The organism is Myceligenerans crystallogenes (genome assembly GCF_039529775.1).
GTDB classification, from domain to species: Bacteria; Actinomycetota; Actinomycetes; order Actinomycetales; family Cellulomonadaceae; genus Myceligenerans; species Myceligenerans crystallogenes.
Genome location: NZ_BAAANL010000007.1, coordinates 91,089 through 110,692, shown reverse-complemented (window position 1 = coordinate 110,692; position 19,604 = coordinate 91,089). Strand labels below are relative to the sequence as shown.

19 protein-coding genes are annotated in these 19,604 nt (G+C 71.1%); 10 read left to right on the top strand and 9 right to left on the bottom strand.

Going from position 1 to position 19,604, the window contains the following annotated elements:
- Nucleotides 1-5: 5 nt before the first annotated feature.
- On the bottom strand, nt 6-362 hold the full coding sequence (locus ABD208_RS16495) for a hypothetical protein (RefSeq protein WP_344105000.1): 357 nt from the start codon (nt 360-362) through the stop codon (nt 6-8).
- Nucleotides 363-533: 171 nt separating this feature from the next.
- On the opposite strand from ABD208_RS16495, the gene ABD208_RS16490 reads away from it, so the two are divergent.
- Both ABD208_RS16490 and ABD208_RS16485 read left to right on the top strand, forming a co-directional pair.
- Nucleotides 534-1,799 carry an ATP-dependent DNA ligase gene (locus ABD208_RS16490; RefSeq protein ID WP_344104998.1) on the top strand — a complete coding sequence of 422 codons (1,266 nt, stop codon included), beginning with the start codon at nt 534-536 and terminating at the stop codon, nt 1,797-1,799.
- A 50-nt stretch (nt 1,800-1,849) separates the two neighbouring features.
- Nucleotides 1,850-2,509 (top strand): hypothetical protein, encoded by a 660-nt coding sequence (locus ABD208_RS16485; protein ID WP_344104996.1) that lies wholly within the window; start codon nt 1,850-1,852, stop codon nt 2,507-2,509.
- Nucleotides 2,510-2,642: 133 nt separating this feature from the next.
- Here ABD208_RS16485 and ABD208_RS16480 read toward each other — a convergent pair whose 3' ends face one another.
- From ABD208_RS16480 to ABD208_RS16460, 5 genes are all read right to left on the bottom strand, one after another.
- Entirely contained in the window at nt 2,643-3,758 is a 1,116-nt protein-coding gene (locus ABD208_RS16480; protein WP_344104994.1) for a DNA polymerase domain-containing protein, read from the bottom strand.
- 209 nt (nt 3,759-3,967) lie between these two features.
- Nucleotides 3,968-5,995 (bottom strand): DUF349 domain-containing protein, encoded by a 2,028-nt coding sequence (locus ABD208_RS16475; RefSeq protein ID WP_344104992.1) that lies wholly within the window; start codon nt 5,993-5,995, stop codon nt 3,968-3,970.
- A complete protein-coding gene (locus ABD208_RS16470) occupies nt 5,992-6,744 on the bottom strand; it encodes a peptidylprolyl isomerase (RefSeq protein ID WP_344104990.1) in 753 nt (250 codons plus the stop codon). The genes ABD208_RS16475 and ABD208_RS16470 overlap by 4 nt, the downstream gene beginning before the upstream one ends.
- A 357-nt stretch (nt 6,745-7,101) precedes the next feature.
- On the bottom strand, nt 7,102-8,115 hold the full coding sequence (locus ABD208_RS16465; protein WP_344104987.1) for an SGNH/GDSL hydrolase family protein: 1,014 nt from the start codon (nt 8,113-8,115) through the stop codon (nt 7,102-7,104).
- Between the two features lie 292 nt (nt 8,116-8,407).
- The gene (locus tag ABD208_RS16460) at nt 8,408-9,418 is read right to left on the bottom strand and encodes an SGNH/GDSL hydrolase family protein (RefSeq protein WP_344104985.1); all 1,011 of its coding nucleotides are present in this window, start codon (nt 9,416-9,418) and stop codon (nt 8,408-8,410) included.
- 167 nt (nt 9,419-9,585) lie between these two features.
- Here ABD208_RS16460 and ABD208_RS16455 point away from each other — a divergent pair, with 167 nt between their 5' ends.
- The 8 genes from ABD208_RS16455 (at nt 9,586) to ABD208_RS16420 (ending at nt 17,642) form a co-directional block, all read left to right on the top strand.
- The gene (locus ABD208_RS16455; protein WP_344104983.1) at nt 9,586-10,125 is read left to right on the top strand and encodes a hypothetical protein; all 540 of its coding nucleotides are present in this window, start codon (nt 9,586-9,588) and stop codon (nt 10,123-10,125) included.
- Between the two features lie 170 nt (nt 10,126-10,295).
- Nucleotides 10,296-11,258, top strand: coding sequence for an ADP-ribosylglycohydrolase family protein (locus tag ABD208_RS16450; RefSeq protein ID WP_344104981.1), 963 nt, complete (start codon nt 10,296-10,298; stop codon nt 11,256-11,258).
- Between the two features lie 49 nt (nt 11,259-11,307).
- On the top strand, nt 11,308-12,045 hold the full coding sequence (locus tag ABD208_RS16445; protein ID WP_344104976.1) for a hypothetical protein: 738 nt from the start codon (nt 11,308-11,310) through the stop codon (nt 12,043-12,045).
- Between the two features lie 61 nt (nt 12,046-12,106).
- Complete coding sequence (gene hisS, locus ABD208_RS16440; protein WP_344104974.1) at nt 12,107-13,489, top strand: histidine--tRNA ligase; 1,383 nt, start codon at nt 12,107-12,109, stop codon at nt 13,487-13,489.
- 398 nt (nt 13,490-13,887) lie between these two features.
- Complete coding sequence (locus ABD208_RS16435; RefSeq protein ID WP_344104971.1) at nt 13,888-14,394, top strand: CBS domain-containing protein; 507 nt, start codon at nt 13,888-13,890, stop codon at nt 14,392-14,394.
- 124 nt (nt 14,395-14,518) lie between these two features.
- Complete coding sequence (locus ABD208_RS16430; RefSeq protein ID WP_344104969.1) at nt 14,519-15,805, top strand: ArsB/NhaD family transporter; 1,287 nt, start codon at nt 14,519-14,521, stop codon at nt 15,803-15,805.
- 188 nt (nt 15,806-15,993) lie between these two features.
- Entirely contained in the window at nt 15,994-16,998 is a 1,005-nt protein-coding gene (locus tag ABD208_RS16425; RefSeq protein ID WP_344104967.1) for a sensor histidine kinase, read from the top strand.
- Complete coding sequence (locus ABD208_RS16420; RefSeq protein ID WP_344104965.1) at nt 16,995-17,642, top strand: response regulator; 648 nt, start codon at nt 16,995-16,997, stop codon at nt 17,640-17,642. Before ABD208_RS16425 ends, ABD208_RS16420 begins: the two co-directional genes overlap by 4 nt.
- A gap of 38 nt (nt 17,643-17,680) precedes the next feature.
- On the opposite strand, the gene ABD208_RS16415 is transcribed toward ABD208_RS16420, so the two are convergent.
- From ABD208_RS16415 to ABD208_RS16405, 3 genes are read right to left on the bottom strand one after another with little or no spacing between them, the layout of a single operon-like run.
- The gene (locus ABD208_RS16415) at nt 17,681-17,869 is read right to left on the bottom strand and encodes a suppressor of fused domain protein (RefSeq protein ID WP_344105283.1); all 189 of its coding nucleotides are present in this window, start codon (nt 17,867-17,869) and stop codon (nt 17,681-17,683) included.
- A 50-nt stretch (nt 17,870-17,919) separates the two neighbouring features.
- Complete coding sequence (locus tag ABD208_RS16410; RefSeq protein WP_344104963.1) at nt 17,920-18,450, bottom strand: PIN domain-containing protein; 531 nt, start codon at nt 18,448-18,450, stop codon at nt 17,920-17,922.
- The gene (locus ABD208_RS16405; protein WP_344104961.1) at nt 18,450-19,568 is read right to left on the bottom strand and encodes a helix-turn-helix domain-containing protein; all 1,119 of its coding nucleotides are present in this window, start codon (nt 19,566-19,568) and stop codon (nt 18,450-18,452) included. The genes ABD208_RS16410 and ABD208_RS16405 overlap by 1 nt, the downstream gene beginning before the upstream one ends.
- Between the last annotated feature and the right edge of the window lie 36 nt (nt 19,569-19,604).

Below are 19,604 nucleotides of genomic sequence, written 5' to 3'. Positions count from 1 at the left end.
GCCGGTCACTCCGCCACGTGGTCGGCGCCCTGCAGCCGCACGGTGCGCAGGGTCGACTCGAGGTGGATGCCCTGCATCCGGGCGGGCAGCTGCAACGCCGTGACGTCGAGGTCGGAGACGACGGGCTCCTCGAAGTCCTCGATGACGCGGCGCTTGTCGCAGCACGCGCGCGTCCACTGCACCCACACCTCCGGGTCGAGGCCCTGCGACAGCGCCATCGCGTTGACGCCGACCGGCCGGAGGCCGCCGAGCCGCTCGATCATCTCGTCGGCGGTCTGGATCGCCGCCCTCTCCGCCTCCTGCGGCGACAACTCACCCAGCCGGATGGACTCGGGCGGCACGAACTCCACGATTCTCACCATGGTGATCTCCTGATCTGGAATGGCGTCGATTTTCCGACGCGGCGCCGTTGTGGCGCAATTCACCATGCGCCTGAAGGGCGATCCGCGCGACCCGAACGGCGGATGGGCCTCTCGCGCGGCGTGGCCGTACAATCCGCGCCGTGCCGCGGTTCCGGCGGTACCGTGCTGAGCATGGACCTACCCGTCATGCCGCCGCTCAAGCCGATGCTCGCGAAGCCGATCACGCTGGACAAGGCTCTGGCGATGCTCCCGGACGTCCACCTCGAACCCAAGTGGGACGGCTTCCGCGCCATCGTGTACCGCGACGGCGACGACGTGCACATCGGGTCCCGCACCGGAAAGCCGATGGAGCGGTACTTCCCCGACGTCGTCGAGGCGGTGCGCGGGGCGCTGCCGGAACGGTGCGTCGTCGACGGGGAGATCGTCATCGCCCAGGTGCCCGACGGCGACGGCGCGAAGTCCCACCTCAACTTCGAGCTGCTGTCCCAGCGGATCCATCCCGCCGCCTCGCGCGTGAACCTGCTCGCGGAGGTCACCCCGGCCGCGCTGGTCGTCTTCGACGTCCTCGCCCTGGGAGACGACGCGTACCTGGACCGCCCGCTCGCGGAGCGCGTCGCCGCGCTCGACACGCTCGGCCTGAAGGGTCCGCTGGTCTTCGCCACGCCCCGCACGCAGGACGAGGCCGTGGCCGCCGAATGGTTCGACGCCTTCGAGGGGGCGGGCCTCGACGGCGTCGTCGCGAAGCCGCTGGACGGCCCGTACGAACCCAACAAGCGCACCATGCTCAAGATCAAGCACGCCCGGACCGCCGACGTCGTCCTCGCCGGCTACCGGCTCCACAAGACGTCCACCCCGGAACGTCCGCTCCTCGGCTCGCTCCTGCTCGGGCTGTACGGCGCGTCGATGTCCGACGGCGCGGCGGGTCTCGCGCGGCCCGGCGGCGGGTCGTCCGCGGCCGGTTCGGTGTCCGACGACGCCGGGCCGGGCCCGGCCCGTGCGGTGTCCGACGACGCCGGGTCGACACTGCAGTTCGTGGGCGTGGCGGCGTCGTTCTCCGAGCAGCGGCGCGCCGAGCTGGTCGAGGAGCTGGCGGACCTCGTCGTCGTCCCCGGCACGCCCGAGGCCGACGCGCATCCCTGGAGCGGCTGGTCCGACCCCGCCAAGGCCCTGCCCGCCGCCGAGGCGGGGGACAGGCTGCCGGGCGCGGTGTCCCGCTGGACCGGCGGGAAGGACCTGTCCTTCACGCCGCTGCGCCCGGAGCGCGTCCTGGAGGTGGGCTACGACCACATGGAGGGCACCCGCTTCCGTCACACGACCCAGTTCAAGCGGTGGCGCCCGGACCGCGACCCGGACTCCTGCACGTACGACCAGCTGGCCGAGCCCGTCTCGTTCGACCTGGCGGACCTCCTCCCGGGCGCCCCCGGGACGGCCCGCTGACAGCCTGTGGACAGCGGGCGCCCGGCGGGTTCCGTTTCTACGGTGGGCCGGTGAGACTCGCCCAGTTGCTCGATCCCGATCCGGTCGCACCGCCCCCGGTGGTGACGCCCGCGCAGGTCGGCGGGCCGGCGGCCTGGCAGGATCTGGTGCGCTGCGGCGCGCTGACCTTGGTGCGCGACGCGTCGCCGGGCACCGGCGGGACGCCCGTCGGGGTGGCCGCCGGGACGCGGCTCACCCCGGTGCATCGGGCCCTCGCGCTCGCCGCGTTCACCGGCGGGACGCTCCCGGCGCGTGCCGTCCTCGCGGGGAGTTCGGCCGCGTGGGCGTACACGGGGCTGTACGAGGGGGTCGTCGTCGGCCTCCTGGCCGACGGCGGCGTCCCGCTCGAGCTCGCGCACGATGCGGGCGTCCACCGGCCCGACGCGCCCGCGTCCGCCACGGTGCGCTGCTCACCGGGCCTGGTGCAGCACACGGCCCGCCTGGGCGGGGTGCCGGTCACCACGCCCGCGCGCACCGCCGCGGACGTCGCCTGCCGCCTCCCGCTGGAGCACGCCGTCCCGGTGCTCGCCGCGCTGGCGGCGGGAGACCGGGACACGCCGCCGGTCGATCTCGGTGCGGTCGAACGGGCCCTCGAGACCCGCAGGCGCGTCGTCGGACGACCTGCCGCCCGGCGTGCCCTCGCTGCCGCTCGCGCCCGCGGCCCCGGGTAGGGGCACGTCCTGCGGGCCTGACGCCTGACGGCCCGGCGGGGCCGGCTCGACGACCACCGGCCCGTGGCCGGCTGGCGCCGGCGTCGATGAGGTCTGACGTCGATCGGCCAGGCGCGGACCGGTCCTGCGGCCCTTACTCCGCGGGTGCGTCCTTGGGGCGGTCCTTGTCGCGGCTGGGCTGGACGCGTTTCGGTTCGCCCGGCTGCTTCGGGTACTCCGGCGGGTACGGGAGGTCGCCGAGGCCCTCGGCCTCGTCGCGGTCGGCGAGGTCGAGCGCGGGGCGCAGGTCGCAGTCCAGCGCCGGGTCGCGGTCGGCCCGCAGGGGCGCGAACAGGTCGCCCACGTCCTTGAGCCGGGCCGGGGCGGTGCGCACGTCGAAGTCGTCCGGGTGCACCTGATCGACCTCGTCCCAGCTCAGCGGCATCGAGACGGTCGCGCGGGCGTTGGCGCGGATCGACCACGCCGACGCGATCGTGCGGTCCCGCGCCATCTGGTTGTAGTCGACGAACACCTTCTCGCCGCGCTCCTCCTTCCACCACTTCGTGGTGACCTGATCGGGCAGCCGGCGCTCCAGCTCGCGCCCGACGGCGATCGTCGCGCGGCGGGCCTGCGTGAACGTCCACTCGGGCGCGAGCGGCACGAAGACGTGCAGGCCGCGCCCGCCGGAGGTCTTGGGGTACCCCGTCATCCCCAGTTCGCCCAGCAGCTCGCGCAGGTGCGGCGCGACCCGGGCGGCGTCGTCGAAGTCGGTGCCCGGCTGCGGGTCCAGGTCGATGCGGAGCTGGTCGACGCGTTCCGTGGCGTCGTCGTCGGGCCCTCTCCGGACCGGCCACGGATGGAACGTCAGCGTGCCGATCTGCGCCGCCCATGCGGCCACGGCGGGCTCGGTGGGGCAGACCTCGTCGGCGGTGCGGCCCGACGGGAAGGCGATCCGCGCGGTCTCGACCCACTCCGGGGCGCCCTTGGGGATGCGCTTCTGGTAGAAGGCGTCGCCGTGGCTGTCGGCGCGCGTGGCCATGACGGCGTCGGCCGACCAGCCCTTCGGCCAGCGCTCCAGCGTGGTGGGCCGGTGCAGCAGCGCACCGTTGATGCCCTCGGCGACGTCGGCGAAGTACCGCACGACGTCGAGCTTGGTCAGCTCGCCCCCGGCGGCGGACTCCGGGAACACGACCCGGTCGGGCGACGACACGCGCACGGTGCGGCCGCCGACCTCGATCTCCACGGGCTTGGCCTTCTTCGCGTCGGGCATGGCCCCAACCTACGCCGCACCTCTGACATCGACGAGAGATGAGGCGGAGGGTGAGGGCCGAGGAACTCGCCGTCGACGGCGCGACGACATGGCGCTCGCCCGGAGCCGAATCCGAGGAGACGGCAGCGACAACGCTGGCATCGACCACGGAAACACCAAGCCGGCGCATCCTCGCCGAGGATGCGCCGGCTCGATGGGTTGCCTGCTCGTCAGGCCGTGCTGTCCTCCGCGGCGCGGACGACCTGCTCCAGCCACGCCTTGCGTGCGGCCAGCGACGACTCCAGCTCGGACACCTTGCGGTCGTCGCCCTTGGCGCGGGCGGCCTCCAGGTCGGCCTCGAGAGCGGCGATCGCGGACTCCAGCTGCGCCGCCGCGCCCTCGGCCCGCGCGCGGGTCTCGGGGTTGCTGCGCTTCCACTTGTCCTGCTCGGCGTCGCGGATCGCGTTCTCCACCGCGCGCATGCGGTTCTCGACGCGCTGGATGTCCTTGCGAGGCACCTTGCCCGCCTCGTCCCAGCGGTCCTGGATGCCGCGCAGCGCCTTCTTGGCGGCGGCCAGGTCCTTGATCGGCACCAGCTTCTCCGCCTCGGCCAGGAGTTCCTCCTTGACCTTGAGGTTCTCGCCGTACTCGGCGTCCAGGGCCGCGTTCGCCGAGTCACGGTGCTCGAAGAACTTGTCCTGGGCGGCGCGGAACCGCGCCCACAGGGCGTCGTCGTCCTTCCGCGAGGCGCGGCCCGCGGCCTTCCAGCGGGCCATCAGGTCGCGGTAGGCGCCGGCCGTGTAGCCCCAGTCGGTGCTGTCCGACAGCGCCTCGGCCTCCGAGACCAGCAGCTCCTTCTCGGACTTCGCCGCCTTGTTGCGCTGCTCCAGGTCGGCGAAGAAGTGCCGCCGCTCCCGGTCGAACGCGGTGCGGGCGTGGCTGAACCGCTTCCACAGCGATTCCTCGGTGCCGCGGTCGATGCGCGGCCCGCCGCGCTGCGCGGTCTTCCACTGGTCCAGGAGGGCGCGCAGTTCCTCGCCCGCGGGGCGCCACTGCATCTTGGCCGGGTCGGTCGTGGCGATCTTCTCGGCCTGCTCGACGATGGCCTCGCGAGCCCTGACCGCCTCGGCCTTCGCGGCCGCGCGCTCCGCCTCGAGGGCGGACCGGCGCTCGGCGGCGCGGCCGCGCAGGTCCTCCACGCGCGCACGCAGTCCGTCGAGGTCGCCGACGGCGGCCGGTTCCGCGGTCTCCTCGGCGAGCTTGGCGAGGGTCTGGTCGATCTCCTTGACCGACAGGTCCGCGCTGTCCAGCCGCGTCTCGAACAGCGACACCTTGGCGACGAGGTCGAGGTAACGCCGCACGTACAGGCTCAGCGCCTCGGAGGTCCCGACACCCGGGAACTGCCCGACCTCACGCTCGCCCGACTTCTCGACCACGAACACGGTGCCGTCCTCGGCCACCCGCCCGTGCTGCTCCGCCGCGGCGACCGCGGCGTCGTCGGCCACCACCGGCACGGGCGCCACGGGCGTGGCGGCAGCCGCCTGCGCGGCCGGAGCTGCGGCGCCGGGCTTCGGCGCCCGGGGCCGCGCGAGCGCGGCGGGCGACGGCACGGTCGACGGCTTCGGCACGGCGGCCGCATCCGGGGCCGCGGCGGCCTGCCCCTCGAGGGCGGCCTCGCCCTCGGGGGCGGGAGCGGCTTCGGCCTCAACCACGGGAGCGGCCTCGGGCGTCAGGGCAGCCTCGGCCTCTGCCGCAGGAGCGGTCTCGGTCTCCGCCGCAGGCGCAGCTTCCGCCGCGGGAGCTGCCTCAGTTTCTGCCGCAGGCGCAGCCTCGGGGGCGGCCTCGACCGCGACCTCCGCGGTCGGCTCGGCCTCGGCCTCGGCCGCAGCCGCCGGTTCCTCGGTCGCGCCCGTCGCGCTCGTCTCGTCCGTTTCCGGGACGACGACGGCGTCCGTGGCCGGCTCGGCCTCGGACGCTGCCTCCGCGGTCACGGTCTCGACCGGTTCCGTGCCGTCCTCGGGAGCCGCCGTCGCCGTGGCATTGTCGGAGGTCGCGTCGTCGTCGGCCACCACGTCGGCTGCGACGGCGTCGTCGGACACCGTGTCGTCCGCCGCGACCGGCTCGGTCGCCGCGTCCTCGCCTGCGACCTCCGGCTCGGGAGCCTGGTCGGTCGCGGGTGTCTCGGGAGTCTCGGCCACGGGCTCGGTGGCGGTCACGTCCTGCGCGGGCCCGCTTCCCTGCTCGATGCTCTCGCTCACTGGGTCTCAACTCCTTCGATGGTGACGGGGCTGGCAGGCGCGACGCCGTCTGCCGCCAGGCCCCCGTCCGCGACTGCCTGGACGACGTCCAGGCCGGTGGTGATCTTCCCGAAGACCGTGTATCCGCCGGCTTCGTCCGACGGGATCTGGGACTCCTCGTACACGAGGAAGAACTGGGAGCCCATGGACTCGCCGTTGCCACCCTGCCGCGCCATCGCGAGGGTGCCGACCGGGTAGACGTCGTCCTGGGGGGCGTTCTCGATGGGGCCGAACTCGTAGCCCGGCCCGCCCGTGCCCTGCATCGTCGGGTCGCCGCACTGCAGCACGAAGATGCCCGACGTCGTCAGCCGGTGGCAGCCCGTGCCGTCGAAGTAGCCGTCCTGCGCGAGCGTCACGAAGCTGGCCACCGCCTGCGGCGCGGCCTTGCCGTCGAGCTCGAGCTCGATCGCCTGCTCCTTGCCGCCCGCGCACACGGTCATCGTGACGGTCCAGGTGCGGTCCTCGGCGACCTCGGGATCCGGCAGCTCGTGACCTTCGCGCGCCGCGGTGCTCTCCGGCTCGCACTGCCCGGCGGCCGCCGGCTCCGGTGTCGTGTTCACCAGGGCGGCGACGACGAACGCTCCCACCAGCGCCAGCGCGGCGACAGCCGCGACGAGCGCGGTACGACGACGACGGCGCGCTCTGCGCGCGGCCTGCCGCTGCTCCTGTTTTGCCTGCTGGGCGCGCTGACGCTGCTTGCTGGTCGACACCGTCGCCGGGCTCCTCTCGCATCGCTGCTTGACGTGGCACGAACCCGCGATCAGCGAGCCTCTGGGGCGCTGGGCCGTTGCAGTCCGTGCGGGGACAGTGTAGGCATCACAGGCCAGGACATTCTGCCTGTGCGCGCCGGGCGAGGCGAATGGTGTCGCCCGGGGCACCGGTCGGGGGCGGTGAGGGGCGGAAATTGCCGGGAACGCGGGGGTCCGCCGGGCGGGCCGGGAAGGATTTCACCCGCGCGTCCGGCGTCGGACACGAAAGACGCCTTCCGTCGGAATCGACGGAAGGCGTCTTGCCTGCCCGAGTGCCGGCCGGCCGTGCTCACGGCCCGGCCGGTCGCTCGCGGCCGGTCAGTTCCGGACCTGGGCCCACCAGGCGTCGAAGTCGATGCCCTCGTCCGCGGCGAGCTTCCTCAGCTCGGCCTCGGTCGGGGCCCGGAAGCGCTCCGGCGCGATCTTCTTGTCGGCGGCGGCGTACTTCCGCTGACGTTCCGCCTGCTCGGCGCCGTCGGCCCGCGCCTCGGCGAGCAGGGTGCTCGTCGTCGTGACGGTGGCGCCGGTCAGCACGCCGCTGACGAGCGGCGTGTAGCCGTTGGCGTGGCCGAGCCGGTTGGGGTGGTAGGACTCCCGGGTGGGGTCCGAGAACCCGTTGATCCACTCGGTCGAGTCGCAGACGGCGTGGCCGGTGAACCGGGTGACCGGGTTGACGAAGGTGAATCCCTTGGCCGAGGCGGCGGTCTGCGTGACGGAGTTGATCAGCACGACGGCGTTGTTCAGCGCGGTCTCGTCGGACGGGCTGAAGAAGGTCACGAGGTTGCAGTCCTCGCCGTTGAAGAGCTTCGGGTAGCCGACGACGACGACCTTCGCGTTGGGCGCCTTGCTCCTGATGGCGGCGTACAGCGTGTTGAGGCGGCCCGGGAGGGTGTTGGAGACGAACGAGCGGGCCGCGTTGACCGCGCCGGCGCAGTCGTCGGCCCACGACGGCAGGGCGCACTCGGTCAGGACGTCGGAGAACCCGGCGTCGTTGCCGCCGACGGAGATGGTGACGTACTTCGTCGTCGACGTCAGCGCGCCGAGCTGGGTGTTGGTCACGTCGGCCACCTTCGCGCCCGAGCAGGCCCGGAAGTTGAGGCTGTAGTTCCTGGCCGCCGCGGTGAGGCTGGGGTAGGCGTAGGTCGAGCGGAGGCACGACGTGCCGTCGTTGATGTAGGTACGCGTGCCGGTGCCGGAGGAGTAGGAGTCGCCGAGGGCGACGTAGGACTCGCCGGCGGCGTACGACGGCGTGGCCTGCGTGGTCACCAGCGAGAAGGTGGCTAGGCTCAGCGCCGCCAGGGCGGCGGCGAGGCGCAACGGACGAAACTTCATGGGCATCTCCCGAAGGTCCGTCGAGTCACCCGTGACTCGATCGCTCTCTTTATACGGGTTGGTCCACGAAAAACGTCATGTCATGCAGGTGAACTTTTCTCGTCGTGCGTCGCGGCCGCGCTCCGTGGATCGAGTCCCGGGCGTCGGCGCCGGCCAAAAGGGCCTATGACCTGCAGGGGAAGGCGCCCTCCGTCGGTTTCGACGAAAGGCGCCCGCCCTTTTTAGGTGCCGGTCGGGCCGTCCCGAGGCTGTCCCGTGGCCGGGCCGTGGCCGGGCCGCCGGCTTGCCGGGTTCAGTGCGTCCTGGCCCACCAGGCGTCGAAGTCGACGCCCTTTTCCTTCGCCAGCTTCCTCAGCTCGGCCTTGGTCGGGAGCTCGACCTGCTGCTGCTTGATGGTGCTGTCGGCGTCGGCGTACCTGCGCTGGAGCTGCGCCTGCTCGGCGGCGCCGGCCTGCGCCTCGGCGACGACGGCGCCGGTCGCGGTGACGGTGGCGCCGGTCAGCATGCCGCTGACCAGGGGCGTGTAGCCGTTGGCGTGGCCGAGGCGGTTGGGGTGGTAGGACTCCACGACCGGGCTCGAGAACCCGTTGATCCACTCCGTCGAGTCGCACACGGCGTGGCCCGTGAACCCGCCGACCGGGTCGGCGAAGGTGAACCCCTTGGCCGTGGCGGCTGCCCGCATGACCGAGTTGATCAGCACGACGCCGTCGTTCAGCGCGGCCTCGTCCGCCGGGCTGAAGAACGTCAGCCAGTCGCAGTCCTCGCCGTTGAAGATCTTCGGGTAGCCGACGACGACGACCTTCGCGGCGGGCGCCTTCGTCCTGATGGCGGAGTAGAGCGTGTTCAGGCGGCCCGGGAGGGTGTTCGTGACGATCGACCGCGCCTCGGCGACCGCGCCGGCGCAGTCGCTGGCCCACCCGGGCAGGGCGCACTCGGTGATGACGTCGGCGAAGCCGGCGTCGTTGCCGCCGACCGAGATGGTGACGTACTTCGTCGCCGAGGTCAGGGCGCCGAGCTGGGTGGTGGTCACGTCGGCCACGACGGCGCCCGAGCAGGCCCGGAAGTTGAGGCTGTAGTTCCTGGCCGCCGCGGTGAGACTCGGGTAGGCGTAGGTCGAGCGGAGGCAGTCGCTGCCGTCGTTGATGTAGGTCCCGGTGCCGGTGCCCGAGGAGTAGGAGTCGCCGAGGGCGACGTACGACTCGCCGGCGGCGTACGACGGCGTGGCCTGCGTCGTCGCCAGGGGAATTGTGGTTAGGCTCAGTAGTGCGATGCCAGTGAGGGCGCGCAGCAGAGGTCGCTTCATGGGGTTCTCCCGAAGGTCCGTCGAGTCATCATTGACTCGATCGCTACCTTTATACGGTAAGACCCCGGAAAACGCCATGTCTTCCAGGTGAAGATTTTACGGAGTGAGGGCGACGTCGGACACACTCCTTCCTGGCAGGCCTCGTTGCCTGCGTTACCGTTCGGGTCATGACTGACCGGTTCATGTCGTTACGTCGCCAGTACCTGTCGCTGGGTCTCGGTGAGCTGGTCTCGGTGGTCCTGTTCGCGCTGGTGGCCGTCGTCTCGGTGGCGCCGCGGCTGCCGGAGTCCGGGCAGCGCGCGCTGTGGTGGGCGCTGGCGCCGTTGCTGGTGGTCCTGGTGCAGGCGGGCGTCTACTGGCTGGCCGCGCGGTCCTGGATCGGGCGCACGCGGATGCCCGCCGGCTTCGCGGCGGTCTACCGGGTGTTCCCGGTCCTCAACCCGCTCCTGCTCGCCGTGGCGCTGCTCGGCGTGGTCACGTCGTGGCCGGACCAGGCCCCGGCGGGGGTGCTCGTCGCGGGGGTGTGGCTGTTCGGCGTCGCGGAACACCTGAACTACTTCGTCGTACGGCTCTCCTACCCTCTGATGGGCTGGTTCGCGAACGTCCGACGACGACGCACCCCCGTCCTCGTCCGCGACCTCCGCCGCGCCGCCGTACGAGTGGAACCTGGATCGAGGTGGATGCCGCCGCGTGGATGGAGTCGGTGACCGACCTCGCAGACACCGTCGCGCGCAGGCCGAGCACCGGAGGAACTCAAGGTCGGGAGTCCCGTCCGGGGTGAGGTGGTCGGGAACGTACGCGCGAGTACCTGAGCGTCCAGGTGCGAGAAGCCTCGGACAGGCAAGACCCGCTCACGACCGTCTGCAAGGATGAGGTCGTGTCGCCGTCGCACCCCCGCGTTCTCGTACCCGGTCAGCGTGCTGCCCTGTGTGCCGACAGCCTGGCCGGGCTCTCCGTGGGCGATGCGCTGGGCGCTCAATACTTCGTTCCGGACAACGATCCGACGGCGTTGCTCCGGGACGCGATCGTTCCGGCAGGGACGTGGTCGTGGACCGACGACACGGACATGGCGTGCACCGTCGTTGCGGAACTGATCGGCCACGGGGAGATCGACCAGGACCGGATCGCCCTCGACTTCGCTCGGCGATGCGACCCGTATCGCGGGTACGGCGCCGGCGCCGTGCAGGTGCTGCACCAGATCCGGGACGGCGTGCGCTGGAAACAGGCCGCGGTCGCGGCGTTCCCGACCGGGTCGTACGGCAACGGCGCCGCCATGAGGATCGCGCCGCTCGGGGCGTACCACGCCGGAGAGCTGAATCGGACTGCCGAGCAGGCGATCCGTGCGTCGGAGGTGACGCACGCCCATCCGGAAGGCATCGCTGGCGCCGTCGTCGTGGCGGTGGCGGCGTCATTCGTCGCGCGGGCGCGGATCGACGGCGTCGTCCCGACGCCTGGCGACGTGCTCGACGTCGTCGGACGCTATCTCCTGCCAGGAGCGACGGCCACGGGGGTGGATGCCGCGCGTGGGCTGCTCACGGCATCGGTCGAGGAAGCTGCCTGGACCCTCGGCAACGGAGCGCGTGTCTCCGCCCAGGACACCGTCCCGTTCTGCCTCTGGGCCGCCGCGACCCGGCTGAACGACTACCCCGCCGCAATCAGGGCCTGCATCGAGGCAGGCGGGGACGTGGACACCACGGCAGCGATCGTCGGTGGGATCGTGGCGGCATTCACCGGCACCGGAGAACGCGACGACGTCGTCGGCGTCCCTGCGGAATGGCTCGCACGACGCGAGCCGCTGCCGGAATGGCTTCCGGATGGTGCGGCGGCAACGGCTCCCTGACGCTGTCACGGTCGACGGCGCGTCCTCCGGCTCTGCCAGAATGCGGCCCGTGAGCAGCTATTTCGCGCGATATGCGGCCGGGGAGCACGACGACGTCTGGAAGGACCTGCGGGCGCTCGGGAGAGCGGCCCTGGAGGGGCCGGTGCGGGAGGACGCCGAGGCCGTCGCGGCTGAGATGGGCTCGCGGGCGTTGTTCAACGTCGAGACGCTCGTCGCCCGGCTCGGGGCGGCTGGGTACGTGTTCCGGGAGAACGACGACGACCTGACTCCCCGTGCGGCGCACATCCCGCCGTCCGCGCAGGCGGACGCGTGGGTGGAGTGGCTGGAGTCGTCGTTCGGCCCGCTGCCGCTGACGGTCAGGGCGTGGATCCAGAGCGTGGGCGACGTGTGGCTCGTGGGGGACCATCCGCTGTGGCCGTCCAGCGAGCTGGGAGATCCGCTGGTCGTGGAGTTCGAGGGGTCGGGCCACGGCGGTATGCGGGACTACTACGCGAGTGAGTACGAGTCCTGGCTCGAGGCCGAGGACGATCCCGACCGGGCGCCGTTCGAGCTCTCCTACGCCCCGGACGCCCTGCACAAGGCCAACATCAGCGGCGACGCCCCGTACGGGATCGAGCTGCCCGCCGTCGGGGTGGACGGCAGGGTCGGGCCGGCGACGTGGTTCGTGGACGACCTCAACGCGGCGTTCGCCGCAGGAGGTTTCCCCGGGACCCTCTACTCCGAGGGCTACCAGGACCCGCCCGCCGGGCTGCTCGACGACCTGGCACGGGACCTGCTGCGACTCTGATCCCCGGCACCCGCCCGAAACACCGAGCCGGATGTCAGGCCCTCGTGCGAGGATCTGACGCATGGCCCGTATCGCACCACTCTCCGGATTCCCCGAATGGCTCCCGCAGGACCGCATCGTCGAGCAGCACGTGCTCGACACGCTGCGCCGCACCTTCGAGCTGCACGGGTTCTCCGGGATCGAGACGCGGGCCGTCGAGCCGCTCGACCAGCTGCTGCGCAAGGGGGAGACCTCCAAGGAGGTCTACGTGCTGTCCCGTCTCCAGGAGGAGGCCGACGACGGCGCCGCGGCCCGCGACAAGAGCCAGCTCGGCCTGCACTTCGACCTCACCGTGCCCTTCGCCCGCTACGTCCTCGAGAACGCCGGCAAGCTCCCCTTCCCCTTCCGGCGCTACCAGATCCAGAAGGTGTGGCGCGGCGAACGCCCCCAGGAAGGCCGCTTCCGCGAGTTCATCCAGGCCGACATCGACGTCGTCGGCTCCGGCGACCTCCCGTACCACTACGAGGTCGAGCTGCCCCTCGTCATGGCCGAGGCGTTCGGCGCCCTGCGCGAGATCGGCCTGCCGCCCGTCCGCATCCTCGTCAACAACCGCAAGGTCGCCGAAGGCTTCTACCGCGGCATCGGGCTGACCGACGCCGAGGGCGTGCTCCGCCAGATCGACAAGCTCGACAAGATCGGCCCGGAGAAGGTCGCGGAACTGCTGGTCAACGAGTGCGGCGCCAGCGAGGACCAGGCCAAGGCCTGCCTGGCGCTCGCGGGCATCAGCGGGTCCGACGCGTCCGTCATCCGCGACGTGCGGGCGCTCGCGGAGTCGCACGGCGCGGTCACGGAACTCCTGGAGACCGGACTGGGCGAGCTGGAGGCGCTGATCGTCGCGGCGGAGCAACGCGCCCCCGGCGTCGTCGTCGCCGACCTGAAGATCGCCCGCGGCCTCGACTACTACACGGGCTCGGTCTACGAGACGGTGCTCGTCGGCCACGAGCAGCTGGGCTCGGTGTGCTCCGGCGGCCGGTACGACACCCTCGCCTCCGACGGGAAGGTCACCTACCCGGGCGTCGGCCTGTCGATCGGCGTGAGCCGGCTCGTCTCGCGCATCGTGTCGGGCGGCCTGGTCACGGCGACGCGCGGCGTCCCGACCGCGGTCCTCGTCGCGGTCAACACGGAGGAGACCCGCGGGGTGTCCGACGACGTCGCCGCCGCCCTGCGATCCCGCGGCATCCCGTGCGAGGTGGCCCCGGCCGCCGCGCGGTTCGGCAAGCAGATCAGGTACGCGGACCGCCGCGGTATCCCGTTCGTCTGGTTCCCCGGCGAGGGCGACGACGCCGGGCCGGCGGGCTCGGTCAAGGACATCCGCTCGGGCGACCAGACCGACGCCGACGCCTCGACCTGGGCCCCGCCGGCGGAGGACCTGCACCCGCGGGTGGTCCCGGGTTCGGCGGACTGACGCCGACGCGGAGCTGACCCCGCACCACCACCCTGCTGCGCCACCCACCCTGCTGGGCGTGGGGTGTGTTCAGGGAGCTCGGGAGTTCTCGGGCTTGCGGGCCGGTCACCGTTCGACGCTGCCTCGTGCTCGGTGAGGAACTCGTCGAGGAGTTCGAACGGGGTTCTCGGCGCGTGCTCGTACCCGACGTGCGCCGAGAAAATGGGTGCCAGGCCCCATGGATTCTCACGGTCCACCGGACAACACTGGTTGGCATAACCGGTACCGACCGAGCGGAGGCCTGCGATGAACATCACCCGGACGATGGTGACGGGCACGGCAGCGGACCGACCGGTCGCCGGGGTCCCGCACAGTGGGTACACCGTTGATCGGCCCGCCGGGTACGCGGGGTGATCGTGATGACGATCCTGGATCCCGGCCCGCGGGACATCGAGAGGAACGGGACGATGCAAGCAGGCGACATCGCCACCAGCGTGCCCACCGTCACGGTGCACGACGCCGTGACGTGGGCGGTGCGGATGATGGCCCTGCGGCGGCTGCCCGGGCTGGTCGTGATCGACGACGACGGACGGCCCCTGGCCGTCCTGCCCGGCACGCAGGTGCTCAAGCTCGCGGTGCCGTCGTCGTACCAGGAGGACCCGGCGCTCGCCCGTACCGTCGACGAGGCGCACGCCGACACCTTCTGGACGGAGCTGAGCGATCTGACCGTCGGGCAGTGCCTGCCTGCCAGGCCGTCCCGGGCGGCGACGGTGCGGGCCGACGCGAGCCTGCTCGAGGTGGCTGCGCTGATGTCCCGCGCGCACAGCCCGCTCGTCGGCGTCGTCGACCGGCACGGGATCCTCACCGGCGCGATCACGCTCGAACGACTGCTGACGAGTCTCGCGATCGCGCGCCTGGACGAATAGCTCCGCCGCCGCCGTCCCGTAGACCTTCACCACCCACGCCGACCTGGTCGGTTCTCCCGAGCCAAGAGGAAGACTTCGTGCGCCTGAAAACAGCTGGTACCGCCGGACCGCCCGGGTCCAAGCCATGACCGGCGCGCTGGCGCTCGGCATCTTCCTGGTCGCCTTCGTGTTCATCGCCACCGAGAAGGTGAGCAAGGTCAAGGTCGTGCTGGTCGCGGCCGGGGCGATGACGGTCCTTGGGCTCGTGCCGGGGGCGGAGGTGTTCTACGCGGCGCATGAGGGGATCGACTGGGAGGTCATCTTCCTGCTGCTCGGGATGATGGTCATCGTCGGCGTCATCAAGCAGACGGGGTTGTTCGACTACCTCGGCATCTGGGCGGCCAAGATGTCGCGTGGCCGGCCCTACCGGCTGATGGTCATGCTCATGGTGATCACAGGGGTCGCCTCGCCCGTCCTCGACAACGTGACGATCATCATGCTCGTCGCGCCGGTCACGATCGTCGTGTGCAGCCGTCTGGGGATCTCGCCGCAGCCGTTCATCATCGCCGAGATCCTGGCGTCCAACATCGGTGGCGCCGCGACCCTGATCGGGGATCCGCCCAACATCATCATCGGCAGCCGCGCAGGGCTGACGTTCACGGACTTCCTCGTGCACATGGCGCCGGTCGTCGCCGTCGTGTTCGTCACGTTCGTGCTGTTCACCGGTCTGCTGTTCCGCAAGTCGTTCGAGTACGACCCGGAGCGGGTCGCCAACGTGATGGCGCTCCAGGAGCGGCGCGCCATCACCGACCCCGGTCTGCTCGTGCGCAGCCTGATCGTGCTCGCCGGCGTCATCACCGCATTCAGCCTCCATGCCGTGGTGCACATCGAGCCCTCGGTCGTCGCCCTGATCGGTGCGGGCGTGATGCTGCTGGTCTCACGGACGGACCCGCTCGACGCGCTCCGGGAGATCGAGTGGCGCACCCTCGTGTTCTTCGTCGGCCTCTTCGTCATGGTCGCGGGCCTGGTGCACACGGGTGTGATCGCGGCGATCGGCACCTGGGCGATCGAGGCCATCGGTGACAACTACTTCGGCGCGGCGACCGCGCTCCTGTTCGGTTCGAGCGTGCTGGGCGCGTTCTTCGACAACATTCCCTACGTGACGGCGCTCGCGCCGATCGTCGAAGGTCTCGCGGCGGAGGTGCCGGACGCCCGGACAAGCCAGGCCCTGTGGTGGGCCTTCGCCCTCGGCGCCGACTTCGGCGGCAACGGCACCGCGGTGGCCGCGAGCGCGAACGTCGTCGCGCTCGGCATCGCCGCCAAGGCGGGGCACCCGATCTCATTCTGGCAGTTCACCAGGTACGGCATCGTCGTGACGGTGTTCAGCACGTTCATGGCCTGGATCTACGTCTGGCTGCGCTACTTCGCCTGAGGCGGCCGCAGGGTCAGGGTCCTCGACGAGATCCACGAGAAGACGGGTGATCACCGCGGCGGCGACGAGGACGACGGGCATCGTGAACGCTGACAGGTCCATGTACCACGGTCGCCCGCAGGCACGGTGGACGACAATGAGGTCTGTCCCTCATCTCTGACGCGCGGTGAACCGGAAGGGTGGATCACATGTCTCGCTTGTCGATGCCGTTGTTCTGGCGGGTCTGCCTGATCAACGGTGCGGTGTTCCTCGCGGGAACCCTCGCACTGGCACTGTCCCCGGCCACCGTCTCGCGCCAGCCCTTGCTGTCGGAGTTCGTCGTGCTGTTGTTCGGACTGACCGTGATCGTGCTGGTCAACGGTGCGTTACTGCGGTCCTTGCTGCGTCCGCTGGACCGGTTGACGGCCGTGACGACGAAGATCGACCTGCGATACCCGGGCCTGCGCCTGGACGAGGCTGCCTCAGGGCCGGCCCGCGCACTGGTGCGCGGTTTCAACGCGATGCTGGAGCGGCTCGAGGTGGAACGTTCGACGAGCACGGCCCGCGCCCTGCAGGCGCAGGAGGCGGAACGGCAGCGCATCGCCCAGGAGCTGCACGACGAGGTGGGGCAGAGCCTGACGGCGGTTCTGCTCGGGCTGCGGTACGTCAAGGACATGGCTCCTGAGCGGGTCCGGGCCGAGCTCGACGGGCTGCGGGACACGACTCGCACGAGCCTGGAGGAGGTGCGCCGGATCTCGCAGCGTCTGCGGCCCGGCGACCTGACCGACCTCGGGCTGACCAGCGCACTGGCCGGCCTGGCACGTGACACGTCCGCGCGCAACGGGCCGCAGGTGCGCCGCCACCTGCCGTCCGTCGTCCCGGAGCTGCCGTCCGAGAGTGAGCTGGTGATCTACCGGGTGGCTCAGGAAGCGCTCACGAACGTCGTCCGCCACGCGCGGGCGACGGCCGTCGATCTCGGCCTCGCCGTGTCGGGCGGTGCTCTCGAGCTGCGGGTCGCCGACGACGGCGTCGGGATCAGGGAGGGTGCGATGGGCGCCGGGATCCAGGGGATGCTGGAACGCGCCCAGATGGTCGGCGGTGACCTCGTCGTGCGCGCGACGGGCCGTGCCGGGCCCGGCGGCGGGCCCGGCGGCACGGAGGTGCTGCTCAGGCTGCCCCTGTCTGCGCCTCAGCCGGCGAGCGTGAGTTCATGACGGTGCGCATCCTGCTGGCCGACGACCACACGCTCGTGCGCAGCGGCGTACGCAGGATCCTGGAGTCGGAACCCGACCTCGAGGTCGTCGCGGAGGCGGCCGACGGCGCCGAGGCGGTCGAGCTCTCGCGCTCGACCCGTCCCGACCTCGCCGTGCTCGACGTGTCGATGCCCCGGCTGACCGGGCTGCAGGCCGCCCGGGAGATCTCCCAGCGGGTCCCGGAGGTGCGCACGCTGATCCTGTCGATGCACGACAACGAGCAGTACTTCTTCGCCGCGCTCAAGGCCGGCGCCAGCGGGTACGTCCTCAAGTCCGCCGCGGACGAGGACCTCGTGGCGGCCTGTCACGCCGCGATGCGTGGCGAGCCGTTCCTGTACGCGGGTGTCGCGGGAACCCTGGTGCGGGACTATCTCGAACGGATGCGCCGGGGGGACCGGATGCCCCGGGCGCTGCTCACCCCGCGTGAGGAAGAGGTGATCAAGCTCATCGCCGAGGGCCACACCTCGCGACAGATCGCCGCCGAGCTGGTGATCAGCCACAAGACCGTGGAACGGCACCGCTCGAACATCCTGACCAAGCTCGGGATGCGGGACCGGACCGAGATGACCCGGTACGCCATCCGGGCAGGGCTGGTGGAACCGTGACCTGGGTTCACTGTGATCGTGGCGGTGCAGGGCTCGGTTCAAGTCGTGCTCGGCCGCCCCGAGTCGAGCACCGGCGACAGCCCTGCGGCGGACAGCCGGTCCAGCAGCGCGTCGGTTCCCTCGTCGAGCTTGAACTCGAGTTCAGCGGCGGTGAGGAACGTGGGCATCAGGAACGTGATCTCCTCGCCGTCGCGTACGAGGGTGCCGAGTTCGGGCGGGACGTCGATGGGCGAGGTGAGTGCCCTTCACAGTTACGGTGCAGATCGAACCGCGGCGCTCAGACGAGGTCGTGCGTTTTCGCCCAGTCGGCGAATTCGCCGGGGCCGAAGGGGAGGCGGTACTCCGTTTCCAGCATGTGGTCTGCGATCGTCGAGATCATCTCGATGGACGCCGTTCCGCGACGGACGGCTTCGCAGAGGAGTGCCAGCGTGCCCTGGAAGTTCAGCTGGGAGTTCTTCGCGTGCTTGCGGGCGGCACCGTCGTCCACGATCGCGAGCGCGCCGTGTACCTGTGCGTACGCGAGCACCGAGGCCTCGCCCTGGTTGTGGTTGCCGCTTACGAGGAACCCGGCGAAATGCTGGTAGGCGCCGATCTCGGCGGCCGACGTCAACGGCCGGCAGGTGATCCACCCGGCGTCCAGGACGGTGTGCAGATGCTGATGGGCCGGTGTGCCTTCGCGTAGTTCCGCCTGGACGACATCCGTGATGACGACCGCGCGGTCATCTGCGACGGCCCGGAGCATCCCTAGCCAGCCCGCCTCGGCGAAGACGCTGAGCGGACCGGTGTCGATGACGATCTCCTCGGGCATCAGACGTACTGCCAGATCTCTTCGGCCGACCGCATCGGCAGGATCGGGAGATCGGCGACGGTCCAGGCGCCGAAGAGCAGTTCCAGGGTGCGGGCCTGGCTGATGAGTTCTGAGCGGTAGAGGCGCAGGACGGCGGCGATGTACTCCCTTGCCATGTGGTCGACCGGAAGCTCGTCGGCGACGACGAGATTCAGTTCTTCGATGTCGGCCCGGACGGTGCGCACGGCGCGGACTGCTGCAGCATCGCTCGGCCCGACCAGGTCAAGCTCTTGGAGGCGGCGAGCCAGGGTCGCCATGTCGACGCGGTACTCACTGCCTAGTCGCACTGCGGCCGTTCGAAGTTCCCCGTCCGAACCCTCGGCCTCGCGGGGCCAACGCGCATGAAGGTCTTTGGCAGGCAGCAGAAGGGCTCGGGCGAAACGATCGATCCGGCCCTCTCGCCGGGCCACGGAATCTTCCGAAGCCACACGCCAGTCCACTGAGTACTCGTCTGCCACCAGCACGTGCCCGAGTTCATGGGCCAGCGATAGTCGCCGTCGCCCGACCTTCAGCGAGCCGTTGACGACGACTACCGCCCCACGCTCAAGAAGGATCGACGCGGCATCTGCGGAGTCCGGGCCGAGGTCGACGACGAACGGCAGGATCCCGGCCTTGCTGACATAGCGCTCGAGCATGTGCAGGGGGCCATCGGCCGGAACGTCAAGCAGCGCGCGTGCCTCGGCCGCCAACTCTTCTGCCGCCTCGGCGTTGGCTGGCATCTCACGCGATTCCAGTACGGGTAGATCGAGGCCGGAGCCGGCGCTCGCCACGAACTCCACCTCACGCACCCGGCGTTCGACAGCCCTGTCGATCGCCGGGCTTGCGCCGCCGGGGTCAAGGAGGTTGCGATGAGAAGCAATCGCCTGCGGAACTTCCTGGAAGAACCATTCGAGGCGCTCGTCGACAGCGGCAGAGATCCGGGACAGTTCAAGGGCGGTGACCCGCCGGTCCCCGATCTCGATCTTCGCGAGCGCGGAACGATCAAGGCTGACTTCGGCGGCAAGTTGAGCCTGCGTCAGACCAGCACGCAACCGGGCGTCGGCGATTCGCTGGCCCAGGACACGCACGTCGATAGTCACGAGTTCGATTCTAGAACAGTCCGACGGAGCGCCGGG

Excerpts from the sequence above, each read along its gene's own strand:
- ABD208_RS16495 (WP_344105000.1), bottom strand. The coding sequence starts at position 362 with ATGGTGAGAATCGTGGAGTTCGTGCCGCCCGAGTCCATCCGGCTGGGT.
- ABD208_RS16490 (WP_344104998.1), top strand. The coding sequence starts at position 534 with ATGGACCTACCCGTCATGCCGCCGCTCAAGCCGATGCTCGCGAAGCCG.
- ABD208_RS16480 (WP_344104994.1), bottom strand. The coding sequence starts at position 3,758 with ATGCCCGACGCGAAGAAGGCCAAGCCCGTGGAGATCGAGGTCGGCGGC.
- ABD208_RS16465 (WP_344104987.1), bottom strand. The coding sequence starts at position 8,115 with ATGAAGTTTCGTCCGTTGCGCCTCGCCGCCGCCCTGGCGGCGCTGAGC.
- ABD208_RS16460 (WP_344104985.1), bottom strand. The coding sequence starts at position 9,418 with ATGAAGCGACCTCTGCTGCGCGCCCTCACTGGCATCGCACTACTGAGC.
- ABD208_RS16455 (WP_344104983.1), top strand. The coding sequence starts at position 9,586 with ATGACTGACCGGTTCATGTCGTTACGTCGCCAGTACCTGTCGCTGGGT.
- hisS (WP_344104974.1), top strand. The coding sequence starts at position 12,107 with ATGGCCCGTATCGCACCACTCTCCGGATTCCCCGAATGGCTCCCGCAG.
- ABD208_RS16435 (WP_344104971.1), top strand. The coding sequence starts at position 13,888 with ATGACGATCCTGGATCCCGGCCCGCGGGACATCGAGAGGAACGGGACG.
- ABD208_RS16430 (WP_344104969.1), top strand. The coding sequence starts at position 14,519 with ATGACCGGCGCGCTGGCGCTCGGCATCTTCCTGGTCGCCTTCGTGTTC.
- ABD208_RS16425 (WP_344104967.1), top strand. The coding sequence starts at position 15,994 with ATGTCTCGCTTGTCGATGCCGTTGTTCTGGCGGGTCTGCCTGATCAAC.
- ABD208_RS16420 (WP_344104965.1), top strand. The coding sequence starts at position 16,995 with ATGACGGTGCGCATCCTGCTGGCCGACGACCACACGCTCGTGCGCAGC.
- ABD208_RS16410 (WP_344104963.1), bottom strand. The coding sequence starts at position 18,450 with ATGCCCGAGGAGATCGTCATCGACACCGGTCCGCTCAGCGTCTTCGCC.